The sequence below is a fragment of the Rhodococcus sp. 27YEA6 genome, assembly GCF_044908235.1.
GTDB classification, from domain to species: domain Bacteria; phylum Actinomycetota; class Actinomycetes; order Mycobacteriales; family Mycobacteriaceae; genus Rhodococcus_F; species Rhodococcus_F qingshengii.
Genome location: NZ_JBIYCY010000001.1, coordinates 1277168 through 1294955 on the forward strand (window position 1 = coordinate 1277168; position 17788 = coordinate 1294955).

The window sequence follows — 17788 nt, forward strand, 5'->3', positions numbered from 1 at the left end:
TCAAGTGCGGCCTCAGCGGGCCACGTCGACCACCACGCGAGGAGGGTCGCTGAGCGTCGTGACCGTGAACGGCTGCTTCTCGGTCACGCCGATGAACGACTGCGTGACTCCCTCGAAGACGTTGGACCCGTTGACCTCGGTCACGACTCCGCCGACGCCGGGGACCGGGTTGGGGCCGGAGTACTGCTCGACTCCGCTGTCGAAGGGATATGCGGAACCGTCGATCAGGACCTGGATCACTGCGGCACCCTTGATGTCCACGGGCTTACCGCTGCCTTCCTGCGTCGCCGCGTCGACGTACTTGACGCGCCAACCGGGTGTGCCGGTTCCGCCCATTTCGTAGACGACACGATCGAATCCGTCGTGCTCGCCCACTCGGATGTCGACGACGGTGAGCTTGGATTCGGTGCCCGCAGCCGACGTCTTGTCGGAGCTGTCCGTCGGGACTGGTTCTGTGGTCGACGCTGCTGCACTCGAGGTCGAGGTCGAGGTGACGGCCGAGGTGGCTGCCGTGGGAGTGGTCTCCGCGTCCTGCGAACAGGCAGTCAGGCTCACGCCCACTGCGATGGCAGCGACAGCGGCAAATGATCTCGTCCGGTTCGTTGTCATGACTCGATCGTAGGGCTCGCGTTATCGGGATCCGCGGCGGCGGTGCCCGGAGTTACCTAACCGATATCGCCGTCGACATAGAGCCACTTACCCTCTGTTCGCGCAAATCGACTGCGTTCGTGGAGCATTCCCCGCTCGCGTCCGAATGTGTAGTGAGCGCGAAATTCCACGACGCCGTCGGAATCGAACAGCCCGCCCCGTTCGGTGTCCAGGATCTCCAACCGGAGCCATTTCTGGTCGGGGTCGAGATCGAGTTGGGCTGGGCGATGGTCGGGATGCCAAGTCTGCGTGAGATATTCGTCGTCCATCACAGCGAAAGCCGTGTAACGCGAACGCATCAGGGTTTCGGCGGTCGGTGCGTGCGCTACTCCGCTGATGTACTTGCCGCAGCATTCGGCCAACGCGTTGCCGCTGCCGCACGGGCACGGATCGGTCGGATTGGGTGTGGTGGGGCGGCGCGAAGTCACCGCCCCATTACAGCACGCGAACTCAGACCAGTTTGTGTTCGCGGTTCTCCCAGTACGGTTTGCGGAGGTCGCGTTTGAGGATCTTTCCGGTGGGATTGCGGGGAAGAATCTCGACGACGTCGATACTGGTCGGGCACTTGAACTTTGCGAGGCGTTCCTGTGTATAGGTGATCAGTTCGGCTTCGTCGATCTGCGCTTCGGCAGTGAGAACCACGACAGCCTTGACGGTTTCACCCCAACGGTCGTCGGGAACGCCGATGACCGCGACCTCGGCGATTGCCGGATGCTCCACCAGTACTCGTTCGATCTCGGGGGAGTAGACGTTCTCGCCGCCGGTGATGATCATGTCCTTGAGGCGGTCCTCGATGAAGACGAAGCCGCCGGAGTCGGCGCGGCCCATGTCGCCGCTACGTAGCCACCCGTCTGCGGTAATCGTTTCGGCCGTCGCCTCAGGCTTGCCCAGGTATCCGGGTGTGCACTGTTCGGATCGCCACCACAGTTCACCGGTCGTTCCGGTGGGCACGTCCTCGAGCGTGACGGGGTCCACCACGCGCATCTCGACGCCGGGGATCGCCGTACCTGCTGATGCCATGCGCTCGACCTGCGACTCGTCGCGGTGAACGTCCGGCATCAACGCGGTAATGACGCCTGCCATTTCGGTCATGCCGTAGACCTGCACGAATTCGGTGTCCGGCCACGCTGCGAGTGCCGCGCGCAACAGTGGGAGCGGCATGGGGGCGGCGCCGTAGGTGATGCGTTTGAATGCTTTGAAGGCGGCGACCGCCTGCTCGCCTGCGGCCAGGACTCCGGCAATGACCGGTGGGACGAGAAAGGCGATGTTGGCTCCGGCGGCGAGACCGGCGAAGATCGACGGTCCGTCGGCTTCTCTCGTGAAGTAACAGCGGCCACCGGTGTGAATTGCCATGATGGCGTAGCACGTTCCGCCGACGTGGAACATCGGCATCGCGATCAAGAATCGGTGATCCTCGTGGGCCGGCAGGATTTCGAGGACATTGTTGCTGTGCGCGAACAGGTTTCGATGCGTGAGCTGGACACCCTTGGGGCGACCGGTCGTCCCGGAACTGTAGAGAACCAGAGCGGTGGCATCGGGGCTCACCTCGGGGCGGGAGTGCAGCGGTGTGACCTCGTCGATCCACGGCTCGAATTCGTCGTGTTCACCGCCGACGGCGAAGATCGATTCGACGGCCGTCAAGCGGTCTCGCATCGCGACGACCTGGGGGAGTAGTTCGCTGCCGACGAACAGAATGCGAGCGCCACAGTCCGCGAGAACGTAATCCAGCTCTTCACTCGAAAGTCGCCAGTTGGGAACGACATTCGCGGCGCCGAGTAGTGAGGCGGCGTAGGTGACTTCGAGACAAGACAGATGATTCTTGTCGACGAACGCGACAGTGTCGCCGGCACCGATGCCTGATTCGGCGAGGGCGGCGGCGATACGCAAGATGCGGTCCCGCCACTGAGCCCACGTGAATTCGGTCCCTTGGAAGGTCATCGCTGCTTGATCAGGCTTGACCGTCGCCCAGTGCTCTAGCCGATCGAAAATGATTCCAGCGGTGGCGTCGGACATTCGGCCGCCTCTCTCGTGTGATTGGTGTCACAAGGTTAATGTGCGCCCGGTCTTCGTATCGCTGTTTCCAATCAATGCGCACAAGCAGGAGGGGTCGCATTCCCCCGACCCTGACCGGCTCGGCCGCAGATATCAGGGTGGTCCCCGATGGCGGGCGCGCCCGCCACCCGACAGGATGGAACCAACCATTGCGGGCGTCCGTGTTTTCACGGGCGCCCGTCACGCCCGCAAAGTAGCACCGAAGTGAACAGGAAAGGCGATCATGAGTTCGCACGCCCAGGATGTCGCGGCCCGCGCAGTCGGCCTGTCCAAGACCTACGGCACCGGAGATACCCAGGTGCACGCCCTCAGTTCGGTGTCCGCAGATTTCGCCCGCGGTGAGTTCACGGCGATCATGGGGCCGTCCGGTTCCGGTAAGTCGACGCTGATGCATTGCCTCGCCGGTCTGGATTCCGCCAGTTCGGGTTCTGTTCTCATCGGTGACACGGAACTCACGACGCTTTCCGACAAACAGATGACCCAATTGCGACGCGATCGCATCGGTTTCGTTTTCCAGGCGTTCAACCTGGTGCCGACGCTGACGGCGCTCGAGAACATCACGTTGCCGCTCGACATCGCGGGACGCAAGGCGGACCCGACCTGGTTGAACAGCGTCCTGACCAAGCTGGGTCTCGGGGATCGCCTCGATCATCGGCCGGGAGAGCTCTCGGGTGGTCAGCAGCAGCGTGTGGCGTGTGCGCGTGCGCTGGCGGGTCAGCCGGAGATCATCTTCGGCGACGAGCCGACCGGAAACCTCGATTCGAAGTCCTCCGGTGAGGTGCTCTCGATCCTGCGGGCGGCCGTGGACGAGTTCAACCAGACCGTGGTGATCGTGACGCACGATCCGCGGGCAGCGGCGTATGCCGACCGGGTGGTGTTCCTCGCGGACGGCAAGATCGTCGACGAATTGCGCGAGCCTACGGCGGATTCGGTCCTCGACCGGATGAAGCGTCTGGACGCTCCGCAGGCGGTCGTGAACGTGGAAGCCGGGGCTTGAGCACATGGCTTCGGTAAGCAACTCGCCGATGCGCAAGGTTTCCCTGCGCAACTTGGCGGCACACAAGGTGCGACTTGCGCTGACGGTTCTCTCCGTGGTGCTTGGCACGGCTTTTGTCGCGGGGTCGTTCGTTTTCACCGACACCCTCCAGAAGACTTTCGATTCGATCTTCGAGAACACCGCCCAGGGCGTCGACGTCCGGGTATCGATGGAAGAGCGCAACACCAGTGGCGTTCCGGTCGAGGATGTCGACAAACTTGCCGCAGTCGACGGCGTCCGAGCGGTAGCCCCGGCCGTCAGTGGACAGATCGTCCTGATCAACGCAGACGGCGGCGCTGTTCAGACCGGCGGCGCGCCGAGTATCGGTCAGTCCTACCTACCGCCGGGCCAGGCGATTGCCGAACCCGACACCTTCGTCGAGGGCGCGCCTCCGACGCAGACCGGTCAGGTCGCGCTGAACACCAGCGCCGCCGAGCGAGCCGGACTGAAGGTGGGGGACTCCGCCAAGGTTCTGGCACCGGCCCGCGGAATCGTGGACGTGACGTTGTCCGGTATCTACGAGGGGGCGGGCAGTGACACCGGCGGGTTCATCGGCGCGCTCTTCACCGACGAGCAGGCCCGTGGACTCTTCACCGACGGCCAACACGTCGAGTACATCGACGTCGCGGGCGACGGGGCGTCGCAGACGGAACTGCAGCAACGCGTCGAGCAGGTTTTCCCCGATCTCAAGGTGCAGACCGGCGACCAGGTTCGTGAGGAGACCAAGGCCGAGGTCGACTCGGCGCTGAGCTTCATCAACTACTTCCTGTTGGCGTTCGGCGCGATTGCTCTGCTCGTCGGAACGTTCATCATCTACAACACCTTCTCGATGATCGTGGCGCAGCGTCTTCGTGAGCTGGCGCTGCTGCGTGCGATCGGTGCGAGCCGAGCGCAGGTCGGCCGTTCGGTGGTCACCGAGGCGCTCGTGGTCGGACTCATCGGCAGCATCATCGGTCTGCTCGGCGGTATCGGTCTCGCCTACGGATTGCGCAGTCTCCTCAACACATTCGACGTCGGTCTGCCGGAAGGCCCGCTCCAGGTGGGTGCCCGCACGATCATCGTCGCGTTGGTAGTCGGCGTCGTCGTCACGACGCTCAGCGCTTACGCCCCGGCTCGTCGTGCGTCGAAGATCCCGCCGGTGGCGGCCATGCGTGAGGAGTTCGCCTCTACGGGTGACTCACTGCGAGTGCGGACGTTGATCGGTGCGATTCTCGGCGTGATCGGTGTGGCACTGCTCGTGTTCGGCTCTCGCGGTACCGGTGGTGGCGCGGCGCTGATCGTCGGGCTCGGTGCGTTCTCGTTGATCATCGCGGTGCTTCTCGGGGCTCCCGCGCTGTCGCGGCCGATCGTCGGCGCGCTCGGTGCCGTGTTCGCCAAGCCGTTCGGTGCCATCGGGCGATTGGCTCGTACCAATGCGGTGCGCAATCCCCGTCGCACGGCCGCAACGGCATTCGCGTTGACTCTCGGTCTGATGCTGGTGACGGTCATCGGAGTGTTCGGTTCTTCGGCCAAGGCGAGCATCAATGCTCTTGTCGACGTGGGTGTTTCGGCCGACTACATCCTGACCGGTCCCAACGCGATCGGCGTGCCGCGAGGTGCGGCCGACGCGGTCCGACAGGTGCCCGACGTGCAGAGCGCGACGTCGTTGCACGGAGTGCGTGCGAAGGTCGACGGTGAGGACGAGCAGGGCGCTTCGTTCGACGGCCCGATCGAAGGCGTGCTCGAGTACAAGATCCTCGAGGGCACGGTCGATCTGACCGGCAACAACATGCTCGTCTCGAAGTCGACTGCGGATGACAAGGGCTGGACTGTCGGCTCGACCCAGACGTTGACCGGTCCTGGCGGCGTCGAGTACCAGACCGTTGTCGCGGGAGTGTTCGAGGACAACCAGCTGATCGGCTCGTGGATCGTCTCGGACGAGGCGTACAGGAAGCTGATGCCGGCCGAGAGTCTGCCGGACTTCGTGGTGCTGGTGAAGGCGAAGCCTGGCGCGGATCTGACAACGCTGCGATCCGAGCTCGAAACGGCCACGGAGAAGTACGTCGTCGTCCAGGTGCAGGATCGTGAGGAGTTCAAGGGAACTCAGGGCCAGCAGATCAACACGTTGTTGGCGATCCTCTACGGACTGCTTGCACTCGCGGTCGTGATCGCAATCCTGGGCATCATCAACACCCTGGCACTCTCGGTGGTCGAGCGGCGACGAGAAATCGGAATGCTGCGAGCTGTCGGCATGCAGCGAGGACAGATGCGACGCACGATCTACCTCGAGTCGGTCCTCATCGCGGTGTACGGCGCGGCGGTCGGAGTTGTTCTCGGCATCGCGTTCGGTTGGGCCTTCGTGAGCACTCTCGCGGATCAGGGCCTCGACAAGATCACGATCCCGTGGGGTCAGGTGGTCGGAATGCTGATCGGCTCGGGTGTGGTGGGTGTCTTGGCGGCGCTGTGGCCGGCCAACCGAGCGGCCAAGACAAAGCCGCTCGAGGCGATTGCAGACATGTAGGGCCTTCGGCCCCGTGCGCACTTTTGGTAGCGGTAACAGCCGAAAGTGCGCACGGTACCGTTGCCACATGAGCACCCTTCAAGAAGTCGGCGAACGTGAATCCTGGCGCTGCTGGCTGTGTGACGAACCGGTCGATCCCGACATGTCCGTCAATGATCCGCGCGGCCCGAGTATCGACAGCATCAACACCGCAAAAAAGGGTGGCAAGACCAAAGGCGGCGTCGAACGCTTGGCGCACCGCGCATGCAACACCAAGAAGGGTGCGGTCAAACCTGTTGTGGAATGGCCGGATCGGCTGTTCGTCGTGGATCCCGCTCCGATCATCGGGGTCGTGGAGCAGCTCGAGCGAAAGGGTGGCCGCGTCGCCGTCGCTCGCTGCCCCGGCAAGGACGACGCCCAGGAAGCGTCGGATTGGTTGATCGATCGGTTGTCGCGTCTGGCTCCCGCGTTGAATGTCGAAACAAGTATCGACGCCGCGGGCGGGGGTTACCTGTTGGTCCTGAAAACCGTGTAGGGGGTCGGCCCTGAGTGCCGTCTTTTGCGGTACCTGTTCCGCCTCCATAGCTGTCGAGGTACGGTCGAACCGAACATGAATCCGGTTTCGAGTGCGAAGGAATCCCGATGAACCTGGCATTGACCGACGAGGAACTAGCGTTCCGCGACGAGATGCGGACGTTCTTCCGTACGCAAATCCCCGCGGACATCAGGGAGGCGTACGCCCACGGCGAGGAGTTGGGGCGCGACCGTATGGTCGAGGCGCAGCAGATCCTCAACGCTCACGGTCTGGCGGTACCGCACTGGCCGGTCGAGTGGGGCGGCAAGGACTGGACCCCGGTCCAGCACAACATCTGGCTCGACGAACTGCAGCTTGCGTCGGTTCCCGAACCTTTGGCGTTCAACGCCAACATGGTCGGTCCGGTCATCGCGGCCTTCGGCTCGCAGGAGCAGAAGGAGAAGTTCCTTCCGGCGACTGCGAACCTCGACATCTGGTGGTGCCAGGGATTCTCCGAACCCGAGGCCGGTTCCGATCTCGCTTCGCTCAAGACCCGTGCGGTCCGCGACGGCGACGACTGGGTCATCAATGGTCAGAAGACCTGGACGACGCTGGGACAGTACGCCGACTGGATCTTCTGCCTGGTGCGCACCAATCCCGATGCGCCCAAGCGTCAGGCCGGCATCTCGTTCATCCTTGTCGATCTGAAGACGCCTGGCGTCACGGTCCGCCCGATCAAGCTGATCGACGGCGGCCACGAGGTCAACGAAGTGTTCTTCGAGGACGTCCGCGTTCCGGGAGAGAACCTGGTCGGTGAAGAGAACCAGGGCTGGGGCTACGCCAAGTTCCTGCTCGGCAACGAGCGAACCGGTGTCACCCGCGTCGGTTTCTCGAAGGTTCGTCTGGCCCAGGCCAAGGCCCGCGCTGCCGAGGTCAAGGTCGGCAACGGAACACTGCTCGAAGATCCGCTCTTCGCTGCTCGCCTCGCCGAACTCGAAAACGAATTGCTTGCCCTCGAGCTCACTCAGCTCCGGGTGGTAGCCAGTTCCGCTGACGGCCAGCCGAACCCGGCGTCGTCGCTGCTCAAGCTTCGTGGCTCCGAATTGCAGCAGGCGAGCGTCGAACTGCTGATGGACGTGGCCGGCCCTGACTCACTGCCGTACGACGCGGGCAGCGACATCGCCTCCGCGAGCTGGGCGCAGCACACTGCCCCGACGTACCTGAACTACCGCAAGGTATCCATCTACAGCGGATCGAGCGAAGTGCAGCGCAGCATCATCGCCTCCTCGATCCTCGGATTGTGAGGCGTGGCATGGACTTCGAACTCAACGACGAACAAAAACTTCTCCGCGACACCACCAAGGATCTCCTCGCGCGTAGCTACGACGCCGAGAAGCGCAACGCGATCATCGACTCCGATCCCGGGTGGAGCCCGCAGGTCTGGAAGCAGTTGGCCGAGGTCGGCTTGCTCGGCCTGACATTCTCGGAGGACGACGGCGGCATGGACGCCGGCCCAGTGGAAATCGGCGCGGTCATGACCGAGATCGGTCGACGCTTGGCACCCGAGCCGCTACTCGACGCGGTCGTGACGCCGGGCGGGCTCATCTCCGAAGGGGGCAGCGCAGAGCAGCGCTCGTCGATTCTTCCCGGAGTGGCCGAGGGCACCACGTTCCTCGCGTTCGCCGACCAGGAACCCGGAATCCGTTGGCCGGCAACCGAACGGGCCACCGCGGCGGCCCAGGTCGACGGCGGCTGGACCATCACCGGTATCAAGAATCCCGTCGGCCACGGCGCGACGGCGGACATCTTGGTCGTGAGCGCTGCGCTCCCCAGCGGTGGCGTCGGACTGTTCCTCGTCAAGAGCGATGCCTCCGGTTTGGTACGCAAGTCCTACGCCACTCACGACGGGTTGCGCGGGGCGCAGATCGAGTTCACCGATACGCCGGCCGAAGCACTCGGTGAGGGCGGTGACGCTACTGCTCTGATCCAGACCGCGCAGATCCGTGAGCAGGCCGCGCTGTGCGCCGAGGCTGTCGGAGCGATGGAAGAGGCGCTACGCCTGACCACCGAATACCTCAAGACGCGTAAGCAATTCGGGGTTCCCCTCGCAAAGTTCCAGACACTGACACACCGCGCCGCCGACCTGTACGTCTCGCTCGAGTTGGCACGCAGCATGAGCCTGTACGCAACGATGTCCCTTGCCGACGGCGTCGTCGATCCAGTGATCGCTTCGCGGGTGAAGTTGCAAATCGGGCGTTCGGCTCGGCTCATCGGCCAGGAGGCGATCCAGATGCATGGTGGTATCGGTATGACCGCCGAGTACCCGGTGGGGCACTACGTGAGCCGTCTCGTCGCCATCGAGCACACCCTCGGCAGCACCGAAGATCACCTTCGGGTGTTGGCCGCCGGTGTGGCTGATCACGAGATGGTCAGCGTGGTCTGATCTTTCACGAACGACGAAGGGGCCGCATTCCGTTCCAAGGATGCGGCCCCTTCGTCGTTCAGCGGTGATTGCGCAGGACGTCCAAGCGGAGTCGGCGCTGCTCGATGTTGACGGCGCTGTCGGTGAACGCTTGTTGCCACCCGGGGTCGCTCGTTCGTGCCGCCGCGTCCTGCAGAAGCGGTACGGCGTCGAAAGGGAAGCGCGCCTGCACGCTTCGCAGGGTGGAAAAGTGACTGTGACGCGAGTGGATGCCCAAGTCCTCACCCGTCGCAGCATGATCCAGAGCTTCGTTCTCCAAGGCATTCAACAACTTTTCGGCGACGGCCAGGGGCCATGGGCGGTCGATGCCGTCGAGCAGTGCGCTGCCGTCGACGCCCAGAAGGTATTCGTCTGCGTGTCCGGCGACGATGTACTCGACACGCTCGCGTGGGTCCGCGATGGCGACGATTCTCCGGTCCGTCGTGCGCCCGTCCCGCTCCAGAAATGCCGACGCCCACGCGGTGTTCTTCTGGAGAACGGTTGCAGCAGTCCATGATTCGATCATCACCGCGCGCCATTGCTTCTCGATGGGGATGGTGAGGGCCTCGCGTGGCGAACCGGCCATCGATTCCCACAGCGTCAGCGGAGTGGCGGTCACGACTTGCCGTAACCACCAGCGCCGGATGCCCTTGTTCTTGTAGTGGACGTCTTCGATGCCGTCACGAAATGCGAGGTCGTCGAGCGAGCCGGGCAATCGGACGGCAAGGCGCGGCCGCAAGGGCTTCGTCTCGAGCCGCACCCAGGACCGAGCCCGAGTGACCATGCGAGAGGCAAACGGAGATCGGGGGAGTTGCCGTAGTAGTTGAATTGCACGCTCACGGACCCGCACGGCTGGATCGTCGAGTGCACGCTCGAGGAGCGCGTAGTCGTGTTCACCCAGCCCGACGTCGAGATGATCGAGGAAGTGCAGCCGGCTTGCCGTGGCCTCGTCGTCCCAAGCGATCTCGAGCTCTTCGCTCGCCAGTTCCGGGTCGACCGTACGTATGTAATCGAACCAGGCCGTACGGTCGTCCGGATCGGGCGAAAGCCACAGCTCGTCCCGGCGTGATCCGATTCGTCGTAGCTGGGCCCAATCCGGGTTCTGCTCCGCCAGGTACTGCCCGCGTCGACCGGCGAGGCGAAGTAGCGCCTCGCGGTGCTCGGGATACTTCAGCGCGGCTTCCATGAAGAGCGGAACGCTGGCAGCGGGCGCGAGGAATCCGCGTTGGTCGGCCATCGCGAACCATTCCGCGAGAGTCCAGGAACGAACCTGCAACAAGGACTGAAGTTGTTCGATCGCGAGGTCGGGAAGCAGCGGTTGAACTGCTGGATCAGTCTTCGGTGCGCGCGAGTGACCTGCGTGCGCGTCTGATCGCAGGGAGGTCACCCGCCTACGGTATGGCAGAGGTACGTCGACTTTGGGGGCAGGGTCGGCCTGGGCTCACACACGGTGTCCCGGCCGCGTGCTCACGCTCAGTCGTGTTCGGTCCGCACGGAAGAGGTCTACCGAGTACTCGACGGGACGCTCATGCTGGTCGTAGCCGATTCGTTCCAGCTTGAGCACCGGGGCCGGCATCGGTTGTCCGAGAAGCGTCGACACCGAGGAGCTGACTTCTGCCAGTTCGATGGATTCGTCGGTGGCCGAGATGTCGATTCCGAATTTGCAACGCAGGGCTTCGTAGACGGAATCCATGTGCGTTCTGAGCAGATCGCGGCATCCGGGGTCGCCCAGATACATCCGTTCCAGCGACAACGTGTCACCGTCGGCAAATCGTAAGCGCAACAAGGAAATCACATCGCGGTCCGGGGAAACTCCGAGTATCTGGGCGGCTCGCGGGCTGGGTCGCTCCAGACGTGCTGACAGCACTCTGGTGCCATCCTGGAATCCTTGTTCCTGGAGCATTTGCGGTACGCCCATGACTGTATTCAGATTTCGGGACAGTCGTCGGCTGGCACACAGGGATCGTGCGTTCTCCGGAGTGGGGGCGTCTGCGTGGACGCTGGTGAGAAAGGCGCCGCCTGCTCGGCCTTTGACCCGATGTACCAATCCTTCACGTTCCAGCGCGTCGAGTGCGCTGCGCACTGTCGTGCGAGATGTCCCCAGTCGTGCTGCCAGTTCGCGCTCGGGCGGGAATTTGCCCACGGAGCGTCCTTCGAGTTCCTGAGCGAGCCGTAACAGCGCAGATCGAGTCTGCTCCATCATCGACATATGGCGTGACCTCGCAATACGGCAGTTCGTTGAACCCCAAAACTAGTGAGGCACCCGATCCACCACAACACGAAGTGTGATCTGTAACACGCCGTTAACAATTGGTGAGAGAACCAGAAATGGTCTAGCCCGAATCTCTGGGGAGTCCGAAGTCGTCGGTTTCGGACTCCTATTCAGGGAATGGAGGGCACCAGCAGTGAATCGAATGCTTTCGACCCGTGCCGAGATTGCGTTGGCGATTACTCGAGAAGCAGGAGATCTTGCCAGGCACTGGTTCGACAAGTCGACGCTTCGGGTCGACACGAAGTCGGATGGATCGCCAGTCACCCAGGCTGATCAAGAGATCGAACAGATGATTCGCGATGCTTTGTCCGAGAACTTCCCCGATGACGGCATCATGGGCGAGGAGTTCGACGACGTCGTGGGTTCGAGCGGAAATCGGTGGATCATCGACCCGATCGACGGAACGAAGTCGTTTGTCCACTCGGTGCCGCTCTATGCGAACCTCCTCGCATACGAAGAGGCGGGTGAAATCACATTCGGGGCGATCAATCTGCCCAGCGCCGGTGTGCTCGTGTCAGCAGAAAAGGGCGGTGGATGCTGGAGAAACGACGAGCCCGCCGCTGTCTCCGACCGGACGGATCTCGACGGCGCGTATCTGATGGCCACGTGGCTCGAGGACTGGAAGCCGGATACGATCCGCGATCTCAACTCGCGGGGCGTCATTCTCCGCACGTGGGGTGACGCGTACGGCTATGCGATGGTCGCCTGCGGGCACGCCGATGCGATCGTCGATTATACGACCAAGGCATACGACCTCGCGCCGATGCCGGTGATCATCGAAGAGGCGGGTGGTCGCTTCTCGAGTCTCGACGGTCGTCGGAACTTCGACTGTGGCAACGGAATTGCATCGAACGCTCATCTGCACGACTCCATTCGCCAGCTCGTCAACTGAGGGAAGGTCCGATGAAGGATTTCATCCGCGGGCTCAGTCACCGAAAGATCATGGTGTTCTTCGGGTCCGTTTACGGTATTGCGCTGCTGTTTGCACTTTTCCCGCCCCTTTATCTCTGGGGCAGTGGGGTTTCGACGCTGGTGTTCGGAATCCCGTTCAGCATCATGTACTGGATTCTCGACGCGTTGGTTCTCGGGTTGGGCCTGTGGGGCTTGTACAGGGTCGAAGACCTTCGCGGTGAACTCGACGAAGAGCTGGCGCTGACGCCGGCCGGTCCGAATGGAGAATGACATGGCAATCATGCTCGGAATGCTGGCGTTGTTCTACGCCGGAGTGCTCTTCATTCTCTATGCGACTCAGCAGAAGACGAAGCCGACGTTCGAGGAGTACTCGGTCGGCGGCCGTAGCTACGGCCCGTGGTACGTGGCCATGTGCTACGTGAACTCCTGGTGGCCGGGCGCGGTATTCATCGCTTTCTTCGGGATGGCTGCGGGTGCAGGAGTTTTCGGATTCTACGGCCTCGCCTACTCCAGTCTCGGTGTCGCGATGATGTACTTCATGGCTACAAGAGCGTGGCGATGGGGTGCCCGATACAACCTTCGATCACAGCCGGATCTTCTTGGCTTGCGGTTTAATTCACGTTCGGTGAAGATGATCGCCAGTCTCATCGGAATCGTCTCGGTCTTCCCGTGGGTGGTTCTCGGAATGCAGGCACTGGGGGAGGTATTTCAATACGCGAGTGAGGGTCGATGGTCGGTGACCACCTGCCTGCTTGTCGGGTTGGCGCTGATCCTGATCCGTCAGTACTGGACAGTGAAGATGGGCATGCGTGGGTTGATCATGACCGATGCGTTCCAAGGGATCGTCGCGTACGTGATTGCAGCACTTGTATGTCTGGTCTTGTTGTCCGGCGTCGCCGGCGGCCCGATCAGCATGAATGCGCTGGCGCAGGTCCCGATCGAATTCCTGCGGGTGCCCGGCGACGGCGACGCTTACGGTCCGTTCTACCTCTTCAGCCTGATCTTCACCGGCGTAGTCGGATCGTTGTGCTGGCCGATGAGTTTCCAACGGATCTACACCGCGTCGGGAGTCCGTGCAGTAAAAGCGGGGACTATACGTACCGTGTTGATCTCGAGTGTGTTCTACACGCTGTTGATGTTGTTGGGTATCGCCGCATCTCAGATGCCGGAGGTCATCGCAAACCCGCAGGCTGCATGGTTCACGATCATGGAGTCGTACGGGGGAACCTGGCTACTCGGTCTGGGTGTGACAATGGTGTTCGCGGCGTCGATGGGCCACATCGACGGAAGTGTCCAAGTGTGTGGTCTGCAAATTGCGAACGATCTCGTCAACTCCGACAAGCGCAAACTTTCGGATTCGGCACTTACCGTGGTCGCAAAAGTCAGCATGGTGGGGTTCATGGCATTGGCCGGAGTGGTGGCCTACGTAACGTACGACATGACTCGGTTGCAGCTCCTTGCACAAATCTCCTACCAGGGCGTAGTCCAGTTGGCCGTTCCGCTCTTCTTCGGAATCTTCTGGCGGGGTGGCAACAAGTACGGGGCAGTTTCGGGCATGCTGTCGGGTTTCGGGATTGCATTGGTGTTGACCTTCATCTACCCGGATGACATCGCCGGACTTGGCTCACTGACCGGCGGTGTAGTCGGAATGGCCGTCAATCTCATCGTGTTCCTGGTCGTCTCCGCTTTGACCGGCATCTCGGCGGCTGAGCGAACTCGGGTGGAAGAGATGTTCGATATCGCCGCTCATTCGGTTGTTTCGAATCATGTCTCCAAGGTGGAGGATTCCTCGGTGAGGGTAACGAATGTCTGATTTCCTCGCAGACTTCGACGCGATGTCGAGATTCGGCGCCACCGAGGGAGGTGGAGTGGAACGTCAAGCCGCAAGCGCGGCGGACGGGCAGACCAGAGACTGGTTTCGTATCTGGTTGACGGAGAATGGTTTCAATTGCCGCGTCGACGCAGTGGGCAACCTTTTCGGCTCCCTCGAGTGGATCGAAGGCGCTTCGCACATCTTGGTCGGCTCGCACCTCGACAGTCAGCCGAAGGCAGGTCGCTTCGACGGAGCCTTCGGCGTTCTTGCCGGGGCGCATGCTGCCGCCGCTGTCGCCGAACGAGTCGCCGCCGGAAGTATCACACCGTCCTTCAACCTCACGGTCGTCGACTGGTTCAACGAGGAGGGATGCAGATTCAGCCCCAGCTTGATGGGCAGTGGGGTTTTCACCGGGAAGTTCGCGGCGGGTGAGGTCCTCGACACCGTCGATTCGGACGGTCGGACGGTCCGCGGCGCACTCAGTGATATCGGCTACCTGGGTTCGGACGAGCCGCCGGAGTGCAGTGCGTACGCAGAAATCCACATCGAGCAAGGGCGAGTCCTGGAAGAGAAAGGGATCTCGATCGGCGTGGTCACCGCCAACTGGGCAGTACGCAAGTATCTCGTCCGAGTTCGCGGCGAACAGGCACACACCGGTGCGACGTTGATCGAAGACCGTAGGGATGCGCTCCTCGGCGCAGCACAGATGATCGTCGCGGTTCGTGAAGTGGCGTCGGCGTTCCCTGCGGGGGCTGTTCTCACATCGATCGGAAGATTGACCGTCCAACCGAACTCACCCGTTGTGGTGGCGTCCGACGTAGTCATGTCAGTGGATATCCGGTCAAGTGAGGAAGCGGCTCTCGACAAGGCTCATGAGCTGTTCCTGCAGGCGAAAGCTGATATCGAGGCGCTGGGCGAAGTCTCCGTCGACATCGAATCGGGTTCGCTGCGCCCCAGCACCTCCTACGATCTCGCCGGTATCGAGCTGTCCGAGTCGGTTGCCGGCGGATTGGGTCTGAGCGCCCGGAGAATGCTCACCAGAGCAGGACACGATTCGATCAATCTCAAAGACCTGGTGCCGACGGTGATGCTATTCGTGCCCAGCGTCGGCGGCATCTCGCACGCGGAGAACGAATACACCAAACCCGAAGATCTGTTGGCTGGACTGAACATGTTGACGGGTGTGCTCGAACGGCTTGTAGTAGAAGGATTGTCGTCGGAACAGGAGCAATCGTGATTGACAAGGTACTTCCGCAGAACATGTCGTCGCTCGTTGAGGGGTACCGAACCGGTGAGTTCACGCCCGTGGATTCATTGAGTGCAACTCTCGCGTTGATCGACGCTGTGAATCCGTCGATCAACGCTATGGCGATGGTCGACGTGGACGGCGCCCGATCAGCGGCCGCAAAATCGGCGGCACGATGGGCGACCAGCACCCCGTTGAGCAGTCTCGACGGAGTCCCGGTCACCATCAAGGACAGCGTCAATGCAGTCGGTATGCCGTGGCGTCACGGGAGCGCAGCGCACTCGGATGTTCCTGATGCCGAGAGTGATTCACCGCCCGCGGCGCGATTGAAGGAGGCAGGCGCCGTCATCGTGGGCAAAACGACGATGCCGGACTTCGGCATGATGGCCGCCGGCGTCAGTTCGCTGTACGGCATCGTTCGCAATCCCTGGGATCTCTCACGCAACACCGGTGGCTCCAGTGCCGGAGCAGGTGCGAGCCTTGCGGCGGGCATCGGATATGCGGCGGTGGGCACGGACATCGCCGGCTCGGTGCGATTGCCGGCTGGACACTGTGGGTTGGTCGCACTCAAACCAACGCAGGGGAGGATTCCGCACTTACCGTCTTCGATGATGCGCTCACCGGGTCCGATGGCCAGGACGGTGGACGAGGTGGTCGACATGTACCGGGCCATCGCGCGCCCTGACAGCCGTGACGCCTGGTCACTCCCAGCGCAGTCCATCGACGAATCCCGCTGGGAGACAGAGGTGAGAGGTCTGAGAATCGGCGTGATGACAGGAATGGGCTACGGATACGAAGCGGAACCCGCGGTCGTTGCCGTGGTGGATGCTGCTGCGCAGGTGCTCGCGGCGGCGGGGGCAAAGGTGACGAGGGTGACCCCGCCGTTCGAGTCCGATCCCTATGCACCACTGGATCGATTGTTTCAGGTTCGCGCCCGGGCGGAGTGGGAGTCGATACCTGAGGAACGGAGAGCGGAAGTGATTGCTGCAGTGTCCGAGTGGGCTGAACCGGCGTCGCTCGCGAGCGCTACCGACTATTCACGCGATCTGGACGCGGTGAACACGGCACAGGCACGACTCCAACGGCATCTCGAGCCGTACGACTTCGTGATCAGCCCGGTCATTCCGGTGGTGGGGTTTGACGCAGATACGGTCGGTCTCGACCCCGAACGGCCCTTGGCGCATTGCAGTTTCACAGCGTGGTTCAACCAGACCGGGCAGCCGGCGTCGACGGTGTGTTTCGGAATGGTCGACGGTTGCCCAGTCGGGGTGCAGATCGTCGGATCACGTTTTGCGGACATTGATGTTCTCGCGATGACCAAATGGCTCGAGGACAGGCGGCCTTTCGACATGACGTGGCCTGACGTCACGCTACGTGTATCCGGAGGTGTCCGATGACTGACATCAAACAGCTTGTTCAACAGGAATTGTCGGCAGGTGGGCTGTTTCTCGATACCGAAGTAAGACTGGACGCTGGATCGCCGGTCATGGCCAGCCCGAGTTGGTGGGGCGCCGACTCCGATCATTGGATCGTCGATGACGCAACGCCGAATTCGGTTGGCAGTGACCGGGTCTTCGTCAAAGTGATGCAGCAGCATTCGCTAGAGTACGTCGACGTCGGAGCGTCATTCCGCGCTGCGGTCGCAGCGGGACTAGCGGGTATCGGTCCTCGAGTCCGCCACTCGAATGCCGCAACAGGAGTGCTGGTGATGGACGATCTAGGGCAGATGGCATCGACGGCGACTCTTGATCTCTTCGATGACGTCGAGGCGATCGAACGTCTGGTGCATCTGCGACGGGCAGTCCACGCGCTGCCTCCGTTCACGCGAACATCAACGGTCTTCGAAGATCTCGATGCTGCCTTGCTCATTGCGCAGCACGCCGGTTCGTCACTGCCAGTTGACCTCGACTGGATGCTTCGGGCCTTGGATCCTGCCCGAACACGAATAGCGAGCAGTGGATTCGACGCTGTTCCGTGTCACGGCGACGGCAATGTGTCGAATGTGCTGGTCGTGGAAGAAGGCGCATCGTTGAGATTGGTCGATTGGGATTGCGCGGCGATGATGGATCCGCTGCAGGATCTCGGCGTATTACTCGCGGAGTTGGCTCCTTCCGATCTCGAGGCGCGCCCTGTCTTCGAAATGTACTGGGGAGAATGGGATTCAAGCCTGTTCGATCGTAGCCGCATATACGGGATTGCGGATTCGTTGAAGTGGGGTCTCATCGGCTCCTTTGTCGATGTGATTCGACCGGGAACATTGGAGTACTCGAAGTTCGCAGACTGGCAATTCCTACGTGCTCGAATCGGTTTGCGCGATCAGCATTTCGACGACCGAGTCCGAAACCTGTGAGGCAA

Annotated in this window: 16 protein-coding genes; 11 read left to right on the plus strand and 5 right to left on the minus strand. The window is 62.2% G+C overall.

Going from position 1 to position 17788, the window contains the following annotated elements; genetic code table 11:
• Window positions 1–12 precede the first annotated feature (12 nt).
• From ABH939_RS06240 to ABH939_RS06250, 3 genes are read right to left on the minus strand one after another with little or no spacing between them, the layout of a single operon-like run.
• Window positions 13–609, minus strand: coding sequence for a hypothetical protein (locus ABH939_RS06240; protein WP_007736169.1), 597 nt, complete (start codon window positions 607–609; stop codon window positions 13–15).
• A 56-nt stretch (window positions 610–665) separates the two neighbouring features.
• A complete protein-coding gene (locus ABH939_RS06245) occupies window positions 666–1076 on the minus strand; it encodes a YchJ family protein (protein ID WP_007736170.1) in 411 nt (136 codons plus the stop codon).
• A gap of 22 nt (window positions 1077–1098) precedes the next feature.
• The gene (locus ABH939_RS06250) at window positions 1099–2661 is read right to left on the minus strand and encodes a long-chain-fatty-acid--CoA ligase (protein ID WP_030536912.1); all 1563 of its coding nucleotides are present in this window, start codon (window positions 2659–2661) and stop codon (window positions 1099–1101) included.
• Window positions 2662–2923: 262 nt separating this feature from the next.
• On the opposite strand from ABH939_RS06250, the gene ABH939_RS06255 reads away from it, so the two are divergent.
• The 5 genes from ABH939_RS06255 to ABH939_RS06275 all read left to right on the plus strand — a co-directional run bounded on the left by ABH939_RS06255 (window position 2924) and on the right by ABH939_RS06275 (window position 9172).
• Window positions 2924–3697 carry an ABC transporter ATP-binding protein gene (locus tag ABH939_RS06255; RefSeq protein ID WP_003945134.1) on the plus strand — a complete coding sequence of 258 codons (774 nt, stop codon included), beginning with the start codon at window positions 2924–2926 and terminating at the stop codon, window positions 3695–3697.
• Between the two features lie 4 nt (window positions 3698–3701).
• On the plus strand, window positions 3702–6236 hold the full coding sequence (locus ABH939_RS06260; RefSeq protein ID WP_404649458.1) for an ABC transporter permease: 2535 nt from the start codon (window positions 3702–3704) through the stop codon (window positions 6234–6236).
• Between the two features lie 67 nt (window positions 6237–6303).
• Window positions 6304–6750: a hypothetical protein gene (locus ABH939_RS06265; RefSeq protein ID WP_007736175.1), complete on the plus strand. Its 447-nt coding sequence runs from the start codon at window positions 6304–6306 to the stop codon at window positions 6748–6750.
• 107 nt (window positions 6751–6857) lie between these two features.
• The gene (locus tag ABH939_RS06270) at window positions 6858–8033 is read left to right on the plus strand and encodes an acyl-CoA dehydrogenase family protein (protein ID WP_404649459.1); all 1176 of its coding nucleotides are present in this window, start codon (window positions 6858–6860) and stop codon (window positions 8031–8033) included.
• 8 nt (window positions 8034–8041) lie between these two features.
• The gene (locus ABH939_RS06275; RefSeq protein WP_081558144.1) at window positions 8042–9172 is read left to right on the plus strand and encodes an acyl-CoA dehydrogenase family protein; all 1131 of its coding nucleotides are present in this window, start codon (window positions 8042–8044) and stop codon (window positions 9170–9172) included.
• A 58-nt stretch (window positions 9173–9230) separates the two neighbouring features.
• On the opposite strand, the gene ABH939_RS06280 is transcribed toward ABH939_RS06275, so the two are convergent.
• Window positions 9231–10577, minus strand: a complete 1347-nt coding sequence (locus tag ABH939_RS06280; protein ID WP_064075506.1) for a DUF5691 domain-containing protein — start codon at window positions 10575–10577, stop codon at window positions 9231–9233.
• A 54-nt stretch (window positions 10578–10631) separates the two neighbouring features.
• Window positions 10632–11393: a GntR family transcriptional regulator gene (locus tag ABH939_RS06285; RefSeq protein ID WP_172403418.1), complete on the minus strand. Its 762-nt coding sequence runs from the start codon at window positions 11391–11393 to the stop codon at window positions 10632–10634.
• A 211-nt stretch (window positions 11394–11604) separates the two neighbouring features.
• Between ABH939_RS06285 and ABH939_RS06290 the strand changes: the two genes are divergently transcribed.
• The 6 genes from ABH939_RS06290 to ABH939_RS06315 are packed head-to-tail and all read left to right on the plus strand — an operon-like array spanning window position 11605 to window position 17783.
• Complete coding sequence (locus tag ABH939_RS06290; RefSeq protein ID WP_052416997.1) at window positions 11605–12354, plus strand: inositol monophosphatase family protein; 750 nt, start codon at window positions 11605–11607, stop codon at window positions 12352–12354.
• An 11-nt stretch (window positions 12355–12365) separates the two neighbouring features.
• Entirely contained in the window at window positions 12366–12644 is a 279-nt protein-coding gene (locus ABH939_RS06295; protein ID WP_042450330.1) for a hypothetical protein, read from the plus strand.
• A 1-nt stretch (window position 12645) separates the two neighbouring features.
• Window positions 12646–14187: a sodium:solute symporter gene (locus ABH939_RS06300; RefSeq protein ID WP_404649460.1), complete on the plus strand. Its 1542-nt coding sequence runs from the start codon at window positions 12646–12648 to the stop codon at window positions 14185–14187.
• Window positions 14180–15424 carry a M20 family metallo-hydrolase gene (locus ABH939_RS06305; RefSeq protein ID WP_042450326.1) on the plus strand — a complete coding sequence of 415 codons (1245 nt, stop codon included), beginning with the start codon at window positions 14180–14182 and terminating at the stop codon, window positions 15422–15424. Before ABH939_RS06300 ends, ABH939_RS06305 begins: the two co-directional genes overlap by 8 nt.
• Window positions 15421–16830 carry an amidase gene (locus ABH939_RS06310; RefSeq protein WP_404649461.1) on the plus strand — a complete coding sequence of 470 codons (1410 nt, stop codon included), beginning with the start codon at window positions 15421–15423 and terminating at the stop codon, window positions 16828–16830. The genes ABH939_RS06305 and ABH939_RS06310 overlap by 4 nt, the downstream gene beginning before the upstream one ends.
• Window positions 16827–17783: a phosphotransferase gene (locus ABH939_RS06315; protein WP_064075508.1), complete on the plus strand. Its 957-nt coding sequence runs from the start codon at window positions 16827–16829 to the stop codon at window positions 17781–17783. The genes ABH939_RS06310 and ABH939_RS06315 overlap by 4 nt, the downstream gene beginning before the upstream one ends.
• Window positions 17784–17788: the final 5 nt, after the last annotated feature.

What these genes read in the sequence shown, in the direction of transcription:
- ABH939_RS06240 (WP_007736169.1), bottom strand. Translation starts at nt 609, where the DNA reads ATGACAACGAACCGGACGAGATCATTTGCCGCTGTCGCTGCCATCGCA.
- ABH939_RS06250 (WP_030536912.1), bottom strand. Translation starts at nt 2,661, where the DNA reads ATGTCCGACGCCACCGCTGGAATCATTTTCGATCGGCTAGAGCACTGG.
- ABH939_RS06255 (WP_003945134.1), top strand. Translation starts at nt 2,924, where the DNA reads ATGAGTTCGCACGCCCAGGATGTCGCGGCCCGCGCAGTCGGCCTGTCC.
- ABH939_RS06260 (WP_404649458.1), top strand. Translation starts at nt 3,702, where the DNA reads ATGGCTTCGGTAAGCAACTCGCCGATGCGCAAGGTTTCCCTGCGCAAC.
- ABH939_RS06265 (WP_007736175.1), top strand. Translation starts at nt 6,304, where the DNA reads ATGAGCACCCTTCAAGAAGTCGGCGAACGTGAATCCTGGCGCTGCTGG.
- ABH939_RS06270 (WP_404649459.1), top strand. Translation starts at nt 6,858, where the DNA reads ATGAACCTGGCATTGACCGACGAGGAACTAGCGTTCCGCGACGAGATG.
- ABH939_RS06275 (WP_081558144.1), top strand. Translation starts at nt 8,042, where the DNA reads ATGGACTTCGAACTCAACGACGAACAAAAACTTCTCCGCGACACCACC.
- ABH939_RS06285 (WP_172403418.1), bottom strand. Translation starts at nt 11,393, where the DNA reads ATGATGGAGCAGACTCGATCTGCGCTGTTACGGCTCGCTCAGGAACTC.
- ABH939_RS06290 (WP_052416997.1), top strand. Translation starts at nt 11,605, where the DNA reads ATGCTTTCGACCCGTGCCGAGATTGCGTTGGCGATTACTCGAGAAGCA.
- ABH939_RS06295 (WP_042450330.1), top strand. Translation starts at nt 12,366, where the DNA reads ATGAAGGATTTCATCCGCGGGCTCAGTCACCGAAAGATCATGGTGTTC.
- ABH939_RS06300 (WP_404649460.1), top strand. Translation starts at nt 12,646, where the DNA reads ATGGCAATCATGCTCGGAATGCTGGCGTTGTTCTACGCCGGAGTGCTC.
- ABH939_RS06305 (WP_042450326.1), top strand. Translation starts at nt 14,180, where the DNA reads ATGTCTGATTTCCTCGCAGACTTCGACGCGATGTCGAGATTCGGCGCC.
- ABH939_RS06315 (WP_064075508.1), top strand. Translation starts at nt 16,827, where the DNA reads ATGACTGACATCAAACAGCTTGTTCAACAGGAATTGTCGGCAGGTGGG.